The organism is Polaromonas sp. CG_9.11 (genome assembly GCF_015752225.1).
Classification (GTDB): Bacteria; Pseudomonadota; Gammaproteobacteria; order Burkholderiales; family Burkholderiaceae_C; genus Polaromonas.
Genome location: NZ_JADOVE010000037.1, coordinates 1 through 15,512 on the forward strand (window position 1 = coordinate 1; position 15,512 = coordinate 15,512).

General features: G+C 61.9%; 14 protein-coding genes and 2 pseudogenes. 11 read left to right on the plus strand and 5 right to left on the minus strand.

Going from position 1 to position 15,512, the window contains the following annotated elements; translation table 11 throughout:
- Nucleotides 1–108: 108 nt before the first annotated feature.
- A pseudogene (locus IWX85_RS19020) lies at nucleotides 109–239 on the minus strand (IS5/IS1182 family transposase); the annotation flags it as partial.
- Nucleotides 240–261: 22 nt separating this feature from the next.
- On the opposite strand from IWX85_RS19020, the gene IWX85_RS19025 reads away from it, so the two are divergent.
- On the plus strand, nucleotides 262–675 hold the full coding sequence (locus IWX85_RS19025) for a hypothetical protein (protein ID WP_196870823.1): 414 nt from the start codon (nucleotides 262–264) through the stop codon (nucleotides 673–675).
- Between the two features lie 267 nt (nucleotides 676–942).
- Here the strand turns inward: IWX85_RS19025 and IWX85_RS19035 are convergent, their stop codons facing one another.
- A complete protein-coding gene (locus IWX85_RS19035; RefSeq protein ID WP_196870816.1) occupies nucleotides 943–1,185 on the minus strand; it encodes a hypothetical protein in 243 nt (80 codons plus the stop codon).
- A 796-nt stretch (nucleotides 1,186–1,981) separates the two neighbouring features.
- On the opposite strand from IWX85_RS19035, the gene IWX85_RS19040 reads away from it, so the two are divergent.
- The 5 genes and pseudogenes from IWX85_RS19040 (at nucleotide 1,982) to IWX85_RS19060 (ending at nucleotide 7,683) form a co-directional block, all read left to right on the plus strand.
- Nucleotides 1,982–2,851, plus strand: coding sequence for an endonuclease/exonuclease/phosphatase family protein (locus IWX85_RS19040; protein WP_231380003.1), 870 nt, complete (start codon nucleotides 1,982–1,984; stop codon nucleotides 2,849–2,851).
- Between the two features lie 74 nt (nucleotides 2,852–2,925).
- The gene (gene clsB, locus IWX85_RS19045) at nucleotides 2,926–4,203 is read left to right on the plus strand and encodes a cardiolipin synthase ClsB (RefSeq protein WP_036807567.1); all 1,278 of its coding nucleotides are present in this window, start codon (nucleotides 2,926–2,928) and stop codon (nucleotides 4,201–4,203) included.
- Between the two features lie 7 nt (nucleotides 4,204–4,210).
- Nucleotides 4,211–5,212 (plus strand): YbhN family protein, encoded by a 1,002-nt coding sequence (locus IWX85_RS19050; RefSeq protein ID WP_196870817.1) that lies wholly within the window; start codon nucleotides 4,211–4,213, stop codon nucleotides 5,210–5,212.
- Nucleotides 5,213–5,278: 66 nt separating this feature from the next.
- Nucleotides 5,279–6,595 (plus strand): annotated as a pseudogene (locus IWX85_RS19055) (putative DNA modification/repair radical SAM protein); the annotation flags it as partial.
- A 71-nt stretch (nucleotides 6,596–6,666) separates the two neighbouring features.
- Complete coding sequence (locus tag IWX85_RS19060; protein WP_231380005.1) at nucleotides 6,667–7,683, plus strand: TIGR03915 family putative DNA repair protein; 1,017 nt, start codon at nucleotides 6,667–6,669, stop codon at nucleotides 7,681–7,683.
- Between the two features lie 692 nt (nucleotides 7,684–8,375).
- Here IWX85_RS19060 and IWX85_RS19065 read toward each other — a convergent pair.
- Complete coding sequence (locus IWX85_RS19065) at nucleotides 8,376–9,542, minus strand: metallophosphoesterase (protein ID WP_036807570.1); 1,167 nt, start codon at nucleotides 9,540–9,542, stop codon at nucleotides 8,376–8,378.
- Between the two features lie 247 nt (nucleotides 9,543–9,789).
- On the opposite strand from IWX85_RS19065, the gene minC reads away from it, so the two are divergent.
- The 3 genes from minC (at nucleotide 9,790) to minE (ending at nucleotide 11,760) form a co-directional block, all read left to right on the plus strand.
- Nucleotides 9,790–10,527, plus strand: coding sequence for a septum site-determining protein MinC (gene minC, locus IWX85_RS19070; protein ID WP_036807573.1), 738 nt, complete (start codon nucleotides 9,790–9,792; stop codon nucleotides 10,525–10,527).
- A gap of 150 nt (nucleotides 10,528–10,677) precedes the next feature.
- Entirely contained in the window at nucleotides 10,678–11,493 is an 816-nt protein-coding gene (minD, locus tag IWX85_RS19075; RefSeq protein ID WP_036807576.1) for a septum site-determining protein MinD, read from the plus strand.
- A 6-nt stretch (nucleotides 11,494–11,499) separates the two neighbouring features.
- Nucleotides 11,500–11,760 carry a cell division topological specificity factor MinE gene (gene minE / locus IWX85_RS19080; protein WP_036807579.1) on the plus strand — a complete coding sequence of 87 codons (261 nt, stop codon included), beginning with the start codon at nucleotides 11,500–11,502 and terminating at the stop codon, nucleotides 11,758–11,760.
- 204 nt (nucleotides 11,761–11,964) lie between these two features.
- Here the strand turns inward: minE and IWX85_RS19085 are convergent, their stop codons facing one another.
- The gene (locus IWX85_RS19085) at nucleotides 11,965–12,201 is read right to left on the minus strand and encodes a hypothetical protein (RefSeq protein WP_036807582.1); all 237 of its coding nucleotides are present in this window, start codon (nucleotides 12,199–12,201) and stop codon (nucleotides 11,965–11,967) included.
- Nucleotides 12,202–12,622: 421 nt separating this feature from the next.
- Here IWX85_RS19085 and IWX85_RS19090 point away from each other — a divergent pair, with 421 nt between their 5' ends.
- On the plus strand, nucleotides 12,623–13,780 hold the full coding sequence (locus IWX85_RS19090; RefSeq protein WP_196870818.1) for a mechanosensitive ion channel family protein: 1,158 nt from the start codon (nucleotides 12,623–12,625) through the stop codon (nucleotides 13,778–13,780).
- 81 nt (nucleotides 13,781–13,861) lie between these two features.
- Nucleotides 13,862–14,485, plus strand: a complete 624-nt coding sequence (locus tag IWX85_RS19095; RefSeq protein ID WP_196870819.1) for a hypothetical protein — start codon at nucleotides 13,862–13,864, stop codon at nucleotides 14,483–14,485.
- A 40-nt stretch (nucleotides 14,486–14,525) separates the two neighbouring features.
- Here IWX85_RS19095 and IWX85_RS19100 read toward each other — a convergent pair whose 3' ends face one another.
- Nucleotides 14,526–15,359, minus strand: coding sequence for a DUF3883 domain-containing protein (locus tag IWX85_RS19100; RefSeq protein ID WP_196870820.1), 834 nt, complete (start codon nucleotides 15,357–15,359; stop codon nucleotides 14,526–14,528).
- Nucleotides 15,360–15,512: the final 153 nt, after the last annotated feature.

Genomic DNA, 15,512 nt, shown 5'->3' on the forward strand with positions numbered 1-15,512 from the left:
CAGTTCGCGCCCATCAGCGGCGAAGCCATACGCATTTACGGCGCCCCCGGCGGCAGCAACGCATTCATCTCGGTGGCCGAGCTGCAGGTGTATGGCCCTTAAAGAGTTTTATGAACTCGCTCCTGAAGGCAAGAGCGTGGCCGCCTTAAGCAGCATGAGGAGGGCAAAGACCACGAAAGCAGTCCAGCCAGCACTTCAGGCATTCGTTCGAAATCGCGGCTTAGTCGCTTGAACTGAGCCCGGCAGAAATTAGGAGACTAAATGTTCAGACGCTTTATCTTTGTTATTGGCTTTTTGGCCGGCTGCAGCGCTGCCCAGTCGCAGGCCATAAGTACAGAAGCATGGTATGCCGTAACTGATGCACAAGGTGTGCAGGTAATCAACGTCGAATGCGGCGCAGGATTTGTCGACCCACAGGAGATCGTGGTCAAGAGCAGGCGGCCGGTTGAGCTTCGGGTGCGAACGTCGGAGCCCTCCCAGGAATTCATCTCTGACCTCAGCCCCGGTGTGGGCAAGGCCATTGGCAAGAAGCCTGTGCCCCATCGGTTCACCCCAATTGCGCATGGCCGCTTTGCCATAGGTTGTCAAAAGCAAGGCGAAAGCTTGGAGCCCAATAATTCCAAGGGTAAAAAGAAAGGGCTTCTGACGGTAGTGCCAGACAACGGGATCAAGTAAAGATTAACAAAAAATGTCGTTTCTCCAGATTTCGGGCGATTAAAAACCAGGTGTCTGCTGACGCATGAGCGTCGCCACAACAAAAACGCAGCGAAGGTCAGCATGTCCATGAAATGGCTGGCCTTTTTCCGATAGCGGGTGGCAATTCGACGAAAGTACTTGAGTTTGCCGAACATGCATTCGATGACATGGCGTTCCTTGTCCATGTCCCAGTCACAGCCTCTTTGCATTTTGCGGTTCGGTTTGGGCCAGATCACTGCCGAGATGTCACGCTGCCCCAGCCCAGTCAAGCAAGACGTTGCCGTAATACCCTTTGTCGGCCAGCAGTGCGCCCGTGCTGATGTCTTGCATGCGTGGCGTGGCTTGGGTGATGTCTGCTGCCTGCCTCCCGTCAAGATGAAGCGCACGGGCAAGCCCCGGCGCAGCGGTCAGTACCTGTGTCTTGCAACCAAAGCCGCCCGAGAGCGGCACAGGCGTGCGCCCGTACCACGGTGCTGTCGATGCAGACATTGTGCATAGCCACCTTCACCGGGACATTGGCCGGCATCTTCTCCCATACGTCAAACCGGCGTCAACTGGCAAAGCACTTGAACACGCTGTTCCAATGCCCGAGCCTATCGGGCAGGAGCCGCCACTGGGCGCCTGCACCCAAGATCCACAGCACCGCCTGGGCACCCCCCCGGCAAGTGGCCTCGCATGTCACCCGGATACCGGGCGTTTTCTTCAGCCTGCCAATCAGGTGGACCCATCCGCCATCGCTCAGCTTGGCTTTTTTCCAGGAAGGCTCAAAATCTGAAAATTCTACTTTCCGCTCCGTCAACAGGGCCCAGTGCCGCGTCATGCGCAAAGTGTCGGGAGATCGCGTCGCCATCGGCCTGCGGCGCAAGGCGCAGCACGCCATCAAGGCTGAGGCCTTGACAAGGGATGCAAAGCCGCGATGCGCGTTGAGGACCAGCGAGAACCGGCAGTCTGTGCATGACGCGACACGAGCAAGCCAAGACCAAATTTTGTCAGGGATACTCCGAAGTGGGCAAAGAAGATGCCTCTGTCGCACCGATGCCGCGTGGCCGCCTCGCCCGTCGCCAGTTGATTGGACACGTTAGGTCGGGCAGCTTGTTGACCACAGCGCGTTCGACGGCCTGGCAGAAATAAGTTAACGTCCTACAGTCCTGAATACGCCGCCGGACAACAATCGTGTTTCGTCAAGTTTGGCCTGTTTCAGGCCTCCCGTTGCCGCCAGATTGCTACCCCTTCTTTGTTCAATACCGCGCAGCCCGGAATCCTTGACGCAGCGTCCGAGAACCTCATGCTCCACAAAATCAAAACACTTCACACCCAGCCCCGCGCGAGGCGTCTTGCGGCAGGCGCCGAAACCACGGCAAACGTCGAACCCACGGCAGGCGCCGACCTCAGGGCAGACGCCGATCCAGCGTCTTCCTTCAAGGTGCTCACCGTCAACATCCACAAGGGCTTTACTTTCTTCAACCGCAAGTTCGTCCTGTCCGAATTGCGCGACGCGGTGCGCACCGTGGGCGCGGACGTGGTGTTTTTGCAGGAGGTGACGGGCAGCCACCTCAAGCATGCGGAAAAGTTCGACAACTACACCGATCAGCCCCATTACGAATACCTGGCCGACAGCATCTGGAACCAGTTTGCCTATGGCCGCAATGCGGTCTACACCAACGGCCACCACGGCAACGCGCTGCTGTCAAAGTTCCCGATCGTGCGCTTTGAAAACCGAGACATCTCCATCAGCGGCCCGGAGCGGCGCGGCATGCTGCATTGCGAGTTGCAGGTGCCCGGCCAGAGCCACACCGTGCATGCGATCTGCGTGCACCTGGGGCTGGTCGAAACCCACCGCACGCAGCAGATGAAGCTGCTGTGCGACATGGTGCGCAAGGAAATTCCGGCGCGCTCGCCAGTGGTCGTGGCCGGCGACTTCAACGACTGGCGCCGGCGCGCCCACGCGCAGATGGCCAAGGGCGCCAACATGCACGAGGTGTTCGTGCAGGCCAACGGCCATGCGGCCCGCACCTTTCCGGCCCGGCTTCCGCTGTTGCAGCTGGACCGCATCTATGTGCGCAACGCAGTCGGCCATTCGCCCATCGTGCTGCCCAGCCATCCGTGGTCGCACCTGTCCGACCATGCGCCGCTGGCGGCCGAAATCAGGCTTTAAAAGGCTACCGCCATGCACCCGCGCCACGCCGTTTCACCATCACTCCACGGCCAGGCGGCCGGCTGGGGAAAGGCATGACCCGCTGGGTTGGCGGCAACCGCTTTCACCTGCTGGAAAACGGCGAGGCGTTTTTTCCGCGCGTTTTTGAATCGATTGCCGGCGCCCGCCACGAGGTGGTGCTGGAAACCTTCATTTTGTTCGAGGACAAGGTCGGGCTGGCGCTGCATGCGGCGCTGCTGGGGGCGGCCTCACGCGGTGTGCAGATTGACCTGACGATCGACGGTTTCGGCTCGCCCGACCTGTCGCCCGGCTTCATCTCTGGGCTGACGCAGGCTGGCGTTCGGGTGCATGTGTTCGACCCGGCGCCGCGCCTGTGGGGCTGGCGCACCAACGTGTTCCGGCGCATGCACCGCAAGATCGTGGTGGTGGACGGCCAACGCGCGTTCGTTGGCGGCATCAACTATTCGGCCGACCACCTGGCCGACTTCGGGCCCGAGGCCAAGCAGGACTATTCGGTCGAGATCGAAGGCCCCATCGTCTCGGTGATCTATGAGTTCGTGCACAAGGCGCTGGCGGCCGGGCAGCGCAACACCACCAGGAGCTTTGCCGGCCAACTGCGCGAGCGCATCGCCGACCGGGCGCATTTGCTGACGCAAGGCTGGCGCGCAGACCCGGTGCCGGCGGGCGAGGCAGCAGCGATCTTTGTCACCCGCGACAACAGCAAGCACACCACCGACATCGAACGCCACTACCGCATCGCCATTCGCGCCGCCCGGCACCGCGTGGTGATTGCCAACGCCTACTTTTTCCCTGGCTACCGGCTGCTCAAGGAAATGCGCCGGGCGGCCCGGCGCGGCGTCGAGGTGCGGCTGATCCTGCAGGGCGAACCCGACATGGCGATTGTCAAGACCGCCGCCAACATGCTGTATGGCCACCTGCTGTCGGCCGGCATACAGATCTTTGAATACTGCGAGCGGCCGCTGCACGGCAAGGTGGCGGTGTCGGACGACACCTGGTCCACGGTCGGTTCGAGCAACCTGGACCCGCTCAGCCTGTCGCTGAACCTGGAGGCCAACGTGATCATCAAGGACCGCGCCTTCAACCAGCACCTGAGCGCGCGACTAGACGACCTGGTGCAGCACAATTGCAAGCAGATCCATGCGGCTGATCTGGCCGAATGGAGCTGGTGGCGCACGCTGCGCAGCTTTTTCGTCTTCCACCTGCTCAGCCGCTACCCGGCCTGGGCGGGCTGGCTGCCGGCGCACAAGCCGCGCATTTTGCTGGCGGAAGTGTCCGATGCGGCGCTCGAAAGCGCCGGCGTCAACCCGGTCAGCCAGGCCGACGCGGCGTGAGTCGCCCATGAGCGACAGCCTGCGGTCTTCGGCACGCCCCGGCGGTCCGCCAGGCGTGCGGCGCAAGCTCACCGAGCGGGCCTGGTGGCCGTGGCTGCGGCGCGCGGCCACGACCGTTTTTTTTGGCCTGGTCGCCTGGCTGCTGGTGTCGCAGGCACGGACCATCGAATGGGGCATGGTGCTGTCGTCGCTCCAGGACTATTCGCTGTCCGCGTCCTGGAGCGCACTGGCGCTGGGGGCCGCCAGCTACGCGCTTTACAGCTGCTTCGACCTGCTGGGGCGCCACTACACCGGCCACCGGCTGCGCGCCTCCACCGTGATGCAGCTGACGTTTGTCAGCTATGCCTTCAACCTCAACCTCGGCTCGGTGGTCGGCGGCATTGCCTTTCGCTACCGGCTGTATTCCCGACTCGGGCTGGCCATGGGCACCATCACCCGCGTGATCAGCGTCAGCATGCTGGCCAACTGGATGGGCTACCTGCTGCTGGCCGGGCTGGTGTTCAGCCTGCAGCCGCCGGCCTTGCCGCCCAGCTGGAAAATCGATGCGTTCCAGCTGCGCCTGATTGGCTTCGCGCTGCTGGCGCTGGCACTGGCCTACCTGGGCGCCTGCGCCTTTTCCAGCCAGCGCAGCTTCAGCCTGCGCGGCCACGACATCGAGTTGCCTTCGCTCAGGCTGGCCGGCCTGCAGCTGGCCATGGGCGCGGGCAACTGGCTGCTGATGTCGGGCATTGTCTTCATCCTGCTGCAGCAGCGCATCGATTTTTTCAGCGTCGCCAGCGTGCTGCTGCTGGCGGCGATTGCCGGCGTCATCACCCACATCCCCGGCAACCTGGGCGTGCTGGAGGCGGTGTTTGTCGCGCTGCTGTCGCACCGCATGCCGCAGCATGAACTGCTGGCCGGCCTGATCGCCTACCGGGTGGTGTATTTCCTGGGGCCGCTGCTGGTGGCGGCGGTCGTCTATCTGGTGATGGAAACCCGGGCCCGGAAAACAGCGCCGCCCAAGGACTGAAGGCCCGACCGCCATTGCGGTCATGGCGCCAGCCCCGACGCCCGGCCAGCCCGGACACTGTATATTATTACAGTTTTTTATCCCACCCTTCAACACAAGCTGGCCATCCTGGCCGACGCCGCCAAGTACGATGCGTCGTGCGCTTGCAGCGGCACTGGCAAGGGCGACTCCGTCGGCGGCCGGGGCATCGGCTCGACCGAAGGCAGCGGCATCTGCCACAGCTATGCGCCCGACGGACGTTGCATCTCGCTGCTGAAAATCCTGCTGCCCAATTTCTGCACCTACGACTGCCTGTACTGCGTCAACCGGGTCAGCAGCAATGTCGCCCGGGCGCGCTTCACGGTCGATGAAGTCGTTGGCCTGACGCTGGACTTTTACCGCCGCAACTGCATCGAGGGCCTGTTTTTGTCCAGCGGCATCATCCAGAGTCCCGACTACACGATGGAGCAGGTGGTCGAGGTGGCGCGCCGGCTGCGCGAAGACCATGACTTTCGCGGCTACATCCACCTGAAGACGATTCCCGACGCCTCGCCCGAGCTGCTGGCCCGCGCCGGCCTGTACGCCGACCGCCTGAGCATCAACATCGAGCTTGCCACGCCAGGCAGCCTGAAGGCGCTGGCGCCTGAAAAGAACGGCACGGCGATACGCCGGTCAATGGCGCGGTTGCGCGGGCACATCGACGACGCCAGGGGCGCCGCGCAGGACCAGTCGCGCACCTCGATCATCTCGCTGCCGCAGTCGCGCCGCACCGGGCGCAGTGCCGCGCCGCTTTTTGCGCCGGCCGGCCGGAGCACGCAGATGATCGTCGGCGCCGATGCGACCGATGACCGCACCATCCTGGGCGCCAGCGCATCGCTGTATGGCGACTTCAGGATGCGGCGGGTGTATTACTCGGCCTTCAGTCCGATTCCGGATGCGTCGGCGCGCCTGCCCCTGAAAGCGCCGCCGCTGATGCGCGAGCACCGGCTGTACCAGGCCGACTGGCTGATGAGGTTCTACGGCTTCAGCCATGACGAGATCGTCCCCGCAAACCCTGCCGGTAGTGCGGCCGACTCGGCACCGACCAGCGGCATGCTGGCGCTCGACATTGACCCCAAGCTCGCCTGGGCGCTGGCGCACCGTGCGCAGTTTCCGGTCGACCTGAACCGGGCGCCGCGCGAAATGCTGCTGCGCGTGCCGGGCCTGGGCGTCAAGGCCGTCGTGCGCATCCTCCAGGCACGGCGGGTGCGCGATGTGCGCGCCAGCGACCTGTTGCGGCTGCATCTGCCTTTGGCAAAAGTCTGGCCTTTCGTGCTGCTGCCCGACCACCACCCCGGCGCCACGCTGGACGCGGCCCACCTGGCGGCGCGCCTGCGGCCCGCGCCAGCGCAGGCCGGCCTGTTTGACGAACCGGAGGCCGCTGAGCCGCTGGCGGCGGCACTGCCCGCCCCGACCCCTGTCGAAAGGACACCCGCATGGGCCTGAACAACGACCGGCTGACCAGCGAATTGTTCCCGTCAACGCTGTCGCCGGTGATGCTTCGCGGCCCCACCGACCTGCACGGCTTTCGCCGGGCAGCCCGCAGTCTGCTGGCCCGGCAGGTGCCGCCCGAACAGGTGTTCTGGCACACCAGCGGCGCGCCGGTCCGGGACCTGTTCTCAGCGCCGGGTTCGACGGCTGCGGCGGCCAATGCCGAGGCCTTCCGCGATGCACCATCCGTGAAAGTGCCGGCCGGATTCATGGCGTTGTGCGAACGCGTCATCCTGCACCGCGACCGGAACCGCTTCGGCCTGCTCTACCGTATTTTCTGGCGCCTGGCGCATGAACCCGGCCTGCGGCACGACCCGCTCGATCCGGACCGGCTCCAGGCCGGACACATGGCCCAGGCGGTGCGGCGCGACCTGCACAAGATGAAGGCTTTTGTGCGGTTTCGCTCGGTGCAGGACGAGCAGTTCAGGGCGCATCCAGAGGACGGTCCGTTGCATATGGCCTGGTTCGAGCCCGAGCACCACATCGTCGAAGCCGTGGCGCCGTTCTTTGCCCGCCGTTTTACGCAAATGCGCTGGGCCATCCTCACGCCCGCCTGCAGCGTCGAATGGGATTGCGTCAGCAGCCGCAGCCCGGTGGCCACGGCAGGACAGCCGCGCCCAGTGGCGCAGCCGGTTCAGCCGAAGCCTGCCGCCATGGCAGGCCAGCTGCGTTTCGGCCCTGGCGCGAAACACAGCGATGCGCCGTCTGCCGATGCCGGCGAGCAGCTCTGGCTTACTTACTACCAACACACCTTCAGTCCAGCACGTCTGAAGATGAAGGCGATGCAAAAGGAAATGCCGCGTAAATACTGGCGCAACCTGCCCGGGGCGCAATTGATTGGTCCGCTGGCGGCCATGGCGAACGAGCGCACCCTGCGCATAATCGCGCAGCCGGCCACTGTCACGCACCGCCGCCTGCCGGCACGCAGGAAAGCGCTTGCCTCAAGCGCTGAAAAACTATGATTTTGATAGCTAAATGCGCTTACCAGTCCTGCGCTAGTGAACGATTTGGCGTGTTTTTTTCGCGGTTGGGCTGGCCGGGGTTAGCCCCGCAAAAAAAAGGCGACCCGGCTGTCTGGGTCCCTTCGCTTCGCTGTGGGCAACCTGCGCTACCCCAAAAAAACGGGGATCGGCGCAAACTCGCTGCGCTCAAACAGCGCGCCGCCCTGATCCCGTTTTTTCGGGGCATCACAGGCCCAGCCAGAACGGGCAAGCAAGAGAGAAGAATTCAAACAACCATAGCCCTGGTTTCCCAACAACAAACGCTATTAATTCAATAGCTTCTTACGCACACACAGCATGCGGAAACAGCACTTTTAGTTCAAAAATCTCCGCATCCGAGCCAGAATCCGAATCCGAATCCGAATCCGCTCCTGTCAGTCCCGTTCTGACTGGGCCTTTGAGCGCCAGGAAAAACGGGATCAGGGCCGCGCGCTGTCGGAGCCGCAGGCGAGTTTGCGCGGACCCCCGTTTTTCCTGGCGCTCGAAGGTTGCCCGTAGCGAAGCGCAGGGACCCGGACAGCCGGGTCGCCTTTTCTTTGCTTACTTTCTTTTGGCGAAGCAAAAGAAAGTGAGTCGCCGCCGGGCGATTCCCGGCCAGCAGGTCATAGCCGCGAAAACCCAACCCAAACCAAACCAAAGAGCCAAAGCGCAATTCAAGCCGCCACCAGCCGCACGCAGGTGATCTCCGAAGGCGAGCCGAACCGGTTCGGCGGACCCCAGTAGCCGGTCCCCCGGCTGGTGTACACCCACAGCGTTCCCCAACGGTGCAGGCCCGCCGTGAACGGCTGCTGCAGGCGCACGAACAGATTCCACGGATAGAACTGCCCGCCATGGGTGTGCCCAGAAAGCTGAAGGTCGAACCCGGCTTCGGCCGCAGCGGCGGCGCTGCGCGGCTGGTGCGCCAGCAGCACCCGCACCGCGTCAGCCGGTGCGCCCGCCAGCGCGCGCACCGGATCGCTGCGGTGCGACGGGTCGAAATACCCCGCATTGAAATCGGTCACGCCGGCCAGCACCAGCGGCCTGTCGGCCCCACCCGAAGCATCTGCGGCATCCACGGCCGGAATCACCACATGTTCATTGAGCAGCACCGTCATGCCCAGGCGCCGCAACTCGTCAATCCAGGCAGGAGCGCCCGAATAGTATTCATGGTTGCCGGTCACGAAAAACGTGCCGTGGCGCGAACGCAAATCCGCCAGTGGCGCTACCTGCGCAGCCAGCTCGACCACCCGGCCATCGACCAGGTCGCCGGTGATTGCCACCAGGTCGGCCTGCAGCGTGTTGACCCGCTCGACGATGCGGCGCACATAGCGCTGCCGGATGGTTGGCCCGACATGGATATCGCTGATTTGCGCCACGGTAAACCCCTGCCACGCCAACGGCAGGCCGGGAATCGGCACATCCACCCGCACCACCGCCGCCGTGCGCCGCGCATTCAGTAACCCCAGCAGCGCCGAAAGCCCGCCCAGCAGGGGAACGGCCTGTGCCGAAAACGTTCTCCAGGGCGCCAGTTCCAGCCCGCCGGGCGTCAGGAAACCCACGGCCCACAACAAGCCAAGCGTCGCATCGCGCACGAGCGTCAGCACCATCAGCGTCGAAAACAGGCCCATGCACAGCAGGCCGGCCCAGCCCAGCCGGTCGGCCAGCGGCACACGGGCGATGCGGCGGGCCATCAACCCCAGGGGGATCAGCAGCATGGATGCCAGCAGCACGGCGGCCAGCCAAAGCCGGGCCGACGCAAATGCCGCCAGGTCCGGAATCAGGCGAAGGGCGACGTAACCGTGGAGCACGGCGCTCAGTCCGGCCAGCGTTAGAAAGTTCATCAAGTTCCGGGATAATGGCGGTTTTTTATTTTCAACGTTTCCAGATGGGCGCATTCTGCATGCATTCAATGCCTGAGGCAGTTCAGACGACGGGTCATTTCCCCGCAGCGTTTCACACGCTAACAAATGCCGCTTCCCGCCGCCGGGATGGCCGCGCTTCCTGCGCTACCCTCGGGTCTCCAGACAGCATGGGCATCGCCACCCCGTCGGGGTCTGCCTCCCTTCGTTCACCAAGCCCTGCCCGCCCATGACTGTCGCCACGCCCACCACCTTTGAAATCAAGAGCGCCAATTTTCCACTGGTCGCGCTGCTGCTCAAGTCCACCGACCTGACGGCGCTGGCGCGCGAGATGACGCTGCGCTTCGGCGACATTCCCGATTTTTTCGACCAGGACGCGCTGGTCATCGACCTGTCGCCGCTGCAGGGCCAGGGGGCGGCCGACATTGACTTTCCCGCGCTGCTGGACCTGCTGGGCAGCTACCGGCTGGTGCCCATCGCCGTCAAGGGCGGCCATCCGGCGCAAATGGCTGCTGCCCGCAAAGCCGGACTGGTTCCCGGCAACGATGCACATTTGCTGACGCCCCGGCCCGCGCCGGCATCGTCCGAACAACCGCAGGAGCCGCAGGTGCATGCGGCGCCGCTGGGCGCGCTGGTCATCGACAAGCCACTGCGCTCCGGCCAGCAGGTGTATGCGCGCGGACGCGACCTGGTCGTGCTGGCCATGGTCAATGCCGGCGCGGAAGTGATCGCCGATGGCCACATCCATGTGTATGCGCCACTGCGCGGCCGGGCGATTGCCGGTGCGCGAGGCAACACCGAGGCGCGCATCTTTGCGCTGGCGCTGGAGGCCGAACTGCTGTCGATCGCCGGCATCTACCGCACCAGTGAAAACCCGCTGCCGCCCGAGGTCACCGGCCATCCCACGCAGGTGCGGCTGGTCGAAGGTCCGGATGGCGAAAAGCTGGTCATGACGCCAATGCTGTGACCATGCCCACGCTTTCACGCTGCACCATCATTTCTGGCGCAACTGCTTACATTTCAGGCGCACTTTGATGCATGATCTGGCAGAGGTGCCTTGCCAACCTGGCTGACTGACTGACTGAATCACCTACCGTTTTCAAAAGGACTTTTTCGAATGGCAAAAATCATTGTGGTCACCTCTGGCAAGGGCGGCGTCGGCAAGACCACCACCAGCGCCAGCTTTTCAACCGGCCTGGCCCTGCGCGGGCACAAAACCGCCGTGATCGACTTTGACGTGGGCCTGCGCAACCTGGACCTGATCATGGGCTGCGAGCGCCGCGTGGTGTACGACCTGATCAACGTCATCCAGGGCGAGGCGACGCTCAACCAGGCGCTGATCAAGGACAAGCAGTGCCCTGAACTCTTCGTGCTGGCCGCCTCGCAAACCCGTGACAAGGACGCGCTGACGATTGAAGGCGTGAAAAAAATCCTCGATGACCTGGCGGCCATGGACTTTGAATACATCATCTGCGACTCGCCCGCCGGCATCGAGACCGGCGCGCTGATGGCGATGCATTTCGCCGACGAGGCGCTGGTGGTGACCAACCCCGAAGTCTCTTCAGTGCGCGATTCGGACCGCATCCTGGGCATGCTGTCGAGCAAGACGCAACGCGCCATCGACGGCGGCGAGCCGATCAAGGAACACCTGCTCATCACCCGCTACAACCCCAGCCGGGTCGACCAGGGCCAGATGCTGTCGCTTGAAGACATCCAGGACATCCTGCGCATCAAGCTGATCGGCGTGATTCCCGAATCCGAGACCGTGTTGCAGGCGTCCAACCAGGGCGTGCCGGCGGTCCACATGCAGGGCAGCGACGTGTCCGAAGCCTACAAGGATGTGATCGACCGCTTTCTCGGCGACAACAAGCCGATGCGCTTCATTGATGCCCAAAAACCCGGATTCTTCAAACGCCTGTTTGGGGGAAAGTAAAAAGCCATGGCCTCATTTTTCTCCTTCCTTCTCGGCGAAAAGAAGAAAACGGCTAATGTTGCCAAAGAGCGGCTGCAGATTATCCTGTCGCATGAACGCTCGGGACGCACGAGCTACGAACCCGATTATTTGCCGGCTCTGCAGCGCGACCTGATTGCCGTGATCGCCAAATACATCAAGATCAACCCGGACGACATCAAACTCAACCTGGAGCGGCAAGACAACCTTGACGTGCTCGAAGTCAAGATCGAGTTGCCCGACAAGTAATCCCTGCTTTTCGCACTGCCTGTTAGAGACATATGCGGCAACGCGTCCTTTTTGGGGCATCCGATTACTTTTGGCAATCGGATGCCCCATCCAAGGCAACACGCTCAGTCCTCTCAAACTGTTCAGGTGTGCCCGGATACGGTTGCACAAGGCATAGAGACCGGCGGGCTGCAACCCGGCTCAAAAAAGCATCATGCCTGGCGGCTAATGCCCGCCCGAAGTGCCGCCGCTTTTCCCCTGCCGCGACTGCGAATGGTTGCCGCTGCCAATATGCGCCACCCGGTCGCTACGGCTTTCCGGGGTTCGCCGGCCTTCGTTTTTTTGCGTGGGTTCCTGGTCGCCCATCTTGTTGGTGTCGTTTTCAACCTTGCCGCCATGGCCCTGGCCAGTTTCCTCGTCTTCTGCGGGTTGGTTGTCAGTCTGAGTCGGTTTCTTGGACATACGCATCCTTCTGGAGTGTGAAGAAAATCGGGATTTTTCAATCCCTTCGCGGTTCGACCGGCTTGCCATACCTTCCAGAAATTTCTTCCCGCGCCCTCAAAGCGCAGGAAAAATATCTTTGAAACGTTGACCCCGGCCGATGGTGTCATTCTGCGCGCCCAGCACCAGCGTGCGGTGTCAGACAACGACGCCATCCACGGCGAAAGGGCGGGCAACGCAAACATGACTTTGTTCCGCGTTTTCTAAAAGCTATGTTTTTAGTAGCATCAAACGCTTGACTGATATGCGGAAATGACACTTTCTTCATCACTAAAATTTTTGCCCGCAGCCATTGGCCTGAAGCGCAAAACCGGCGGGCCACGGCCGGCATACCAATTCCGCAGTTTTTCCGAGTTACTGCCCTTTTGCTAAGCTGGCCTGAATGAATGATTTTCTTGACTGGTTTCAAACCACCGATATTTTTTCCCTGTCCCTCGCCAGCCTGTCACTGGCCATTGCCGCCACCTTGATTTCCTACCTGCTGATGCGCATGGCCTTGCGTTTTGCCGTGGGGCGCATGCGCGAGATTGCAGCGCACACCACCAACCGTGTCGATGACACGGTGGTCGAAGTGCTGAGCAGCACCAACCGCTGGCTGATGCTGCTGGCTGCACTGCTCATCGGACTGGGCATGCTGGACATGAACGACCGCTGGAATTCACGTGTCGGACAGTCGTGGTTCGTCGCCGTTGCCCTGCAGCTCGGGCTGTGGCTCACGCGGGCCATCACCATCGGCCTGCGCCGCTACCAGGACCGCCACACACCCTCCGGCATGACGCAGGCGGGTGCCTCGGCCACGCTGATGTCGTGGGCACTGCGCACCGTGCTGTGGGCAGTGGTGCTGCTGGCCGTGCTGTCCAATGTCGGGGTGAACATCACTGCTTTTGTCGCCAGTCTCGGCGTGGGCGGCATTGCGGTGGCGCTGGCGGTGCAGAACATTCTGGGCGATTTGTTCGCCTCGCTGTCGATTGCAGTGGACAAGCCTTTCGAGGTCGGCGACTTCATCGGCATTGACAGCTTTGTCGGCACGGTGCAGTTCATCGGCCTGAAAACCACGCGCATCCGCAGCCTGAACGGCGAGCAGATCATCATCAGCAACACTGACCTGCTCAAGCAGGTGGTGAAAAACTACAAGCGCATGGAAGAGCGGCGCATCGTCTTCAAGTTTGGCGTGACCTACAGCACCACGCCGGAGCAGGCCGAGGCGATTCCCGGCATTGCCAAGCGGCTGGTCGAATCGAATGACACGCTGCGTTTTGACCGCGCGCATCTTCAGGGTTTCGGCGACAGCTCGCTGGACTACGAAGTGGTCTACATCGTCAAGGAACCGGGCTACAACGCCTACATGGACGCCCAGCAGACGCTGAACCTGCAACTGATGCGCGAACTGGCCGCGCTGGGCGTGGATTTCGCCTTTCCGACGCGTACGGTGTATCTGGTGCCGGGGAGCGAAGCACCGTCTTCGATGGGAACTGCCAGCAGCGATGATGACGACGACAGCGCCGCCAGCGCGCGGGTTCGGCCGGCGCTGAATTCATAATCAGCGGCTTGGCTGCCGGCAGTCCTGCCAGCGGGTTGGCAAGACAGACACCACTTTTTTAAAAGCACAAGGAACGACGGCATGGGACTGATAGACCGGGATTACATGCATGACAAATCCCGGCGTCGGAGGCCGTTCAGTCCGCCGCCTGAGCGGTTTAGCTGGGCTACCTTGGGCATGGTGATGGTCGTTGTAGCACTGCTGTTTTTTCTTTACAAGGCAGTGGATTGGAAATTGAACCAGCCATCAGCGCCTCAGCCTGTTGCCGAGCAGGCATCCCAGCCAGCCCGGCAGCCAATCCCGGCGCAACCCGCCTTCCAAAACGACTCAAATGCGGCAGCCGGCATTTCCCAAGTGACCAAGTGCCAGTTGAACGGCCGCACCAGCTACAGCGACGCCGCGTGCCCGCAAGGATCGGTTAGCAGCCAGCTCTCCACACGGGCCAATCACAACCTGATGGCGGCCGTCCGGCCAACAGCTCTCATCCCGGCCGAAACGGAACCAACGGCACCCCGCATTGTTGAAGTGAAAGCCCACTCCTTCAGTGATGCGACGGCCAGAAAAACAGAATGTGATGGACTTGATTCGCAAATTCGACACTGGGATTCCATGGCACGCCAACCGCAAGGCGTACAGACACAGGACTGGATCAGCGCACAGCGCAAGCAGGCACGCGACCGACAATTTCGGATGGGCTGCCAGTAAGGCTTTAGGGACTGTTGTCAGATTCTCCGATTCAAACTGACTAACCAAAACTGGCTCGGTAAGTCACAGGGTCCAAAAGACAGTGCTGATCCAGTGCGCCTGGGAGATCAAACAGTCGAGGGGATTGTCTGAACTCAAACAAGCGGTAAAGGTGGAACTGGTCCTTTGCGCCTTGAGACAACGCCAGTTCGCCTCGTGAAACGAAAAATGGCGTGTCTCGCCCAAAGGTCGTTGTTTTGACTTCGATCAGGCGCTCCTTGCCATCGGAGTCAAAAGAAAGAACGTCGTAGCCGAGACCATCGCCTTTCGATACCGAAACGTGTTCGACCCTGTCGGCAAGTCGGTGTTGCCCTATCCCTGCAAGGCGCCAGTGTTCGAATTGAACGACAAACGCTTCGCCAGCCAAGCCCAGGGATCGGTTCTGTGCTTCACGTTCGAGGTAATCGCGCTTGACGGCCCTGAAAAGCAAGGGGTTTGCCGCTTCCTTGGCGTGGTGTTGTTTTCTCGGTGCTTCTGATTTAACTTTCGTGAAATCAGTCTGGGTGGGTGCGACGGCAGGCTGCTGCACAGCCGCCAGTGCGACTTGGTCCAAGGTTGGCTTGCCGCGCACCTGTTCCTCAGCGACGATGGCCAGGAGCGCTTGATAGTTCGAGCGACGTTGATAACCTCGAATGGACGGAAATCCGAGATCCATCATGGCTGCACTGATATTGCAGTGCTTGAACTCGATGGACGCGTCAGATCGCCCATTGAGCTTGCCTTGCAGCCAGCGCCGATGCTGCGTCTTGTTGAAATGCTGTCCCGCAAGTTCCATTGTCAGCATGTGCAGGTAGTCCGCAACGATGGCTTCCACTTCTTCCCGCGACCAATCCATTGACGCTCCCTGAGCCTGTTATTGATTTGTAACTGACCTTACGCAGCCGCCTGAAATATCTGAAGCTGGTCAAAAGCGCTGCGGGTGGCATTGATGAGAAGTTTGAACCTTAAAGCGAAGGAGTTGATCTTGCTTTTAACGCTCAAGCATTCG

What these genes read in the sequence shown, in the direction of transcription:
- IWX85_RS19090 (WP_196870818.1), top strand. Translation starts at nt 12,623, where the DNA reads ATGAATGATTTTCTTGACTGGTTTCAAACCACCGATATTTTTTCCCTG.
- minD (WP_036807576.1), top strand. Translation starts at nt 10,678, where the DNA reads ATGGCAAAAATCATTGTGGTCACCTCTGGCAAGGGCGGCGTCGGCAAG.
- minE (WP_036807579.1), top strand. Translation starts at nt 11,500, where the DNA reads ATGGCCTCATTTTTCTCCTTCCTTCTCGGCGAAAAGAAGAAAACGGCT.
- IWX85_RS19025 (WP_196870823.1), top strand. Translation starts at nt 262, where the DNA reads ATGTTCAGACGCTTTATCTTTGTTATTGGCTTTTTGGCCGGCTGCAGC.
- IWX85_RS19060 (WP_231380005.1), top strand. Translation starts at nt 6,667, where the DNA reads ATGGGCCTGAACAACGACCGGCTGACCAGCGAATTGTTCCCGTCAACG.
- IWX85_RS19065 (WP_036807570.1), bottom strand. Translation starts at nt 9,542, where the DNA reads ATGAACTTTCTAACGCTGGCCGGACTGAGCGCCGTGCTCCACGGTTAC.
- IWX85_RS19100 (WP_196870820.1), bottom strand. Translation starts at nt 15,359, where the DNA reads ATGGATTGGTCGCGGGAAGAAGTGGAAGCCATCGTTGCGGACTACCTG.
- IWX85_RS19085 (WP_036807582.1), bottom strand. Translation starts at nt 12,201, where the DNA reads ATGTCCAAGAAACCGACTCAGACTGACAACCAACCCGCAGAAGACGAG.
- IWX85_RS19035 (WP_196870816.1), bottom strand. Translation starts at nt 1,185, where the DNA reads ATGTCTGCATCGACAGCACCGTGGTACGGGCGCACGCCTGTGCCGCTC.
- IWX85_RS19040 (WP_231380003.1), top strand. Translation starts at nt 1,982, where the DNA reads ATGCTCCACAAAATCAAAACACTTCACACCCAGCCCCGCGCGAGGCGT.
- IWX85_RS19050 (WP_196870817.1), top strand. Translation starts at nt 4,211, where the DNA reads ATGAGCGACAGCCTGCGGTCTTCGGCACGCCCCGGCGGTCCGCCAGGC.
- IWX85_RS19095 (WP_196870819.1), top strand. Translation starts at nt 13,862, where the DNA reads ATGGGACTGATAGACCGGGATTACATGCATGACAAATCCCGGCGTCGG.
- minC (WP_036807573.1), top strand. Translation starts at nt 9,790, where the DNA reads ATGACTGTCGCCACGCCCACCACCTTTGAAATCAAGAGCGCCAATTTT.
- clsB (WP_036807567.1), top strand. Translation starts at nt 2,926, where the DNA reads ATGACCCGCTGGGTTGGCGGCAACCGCTTTCACCTGCTGGAAAACGGC.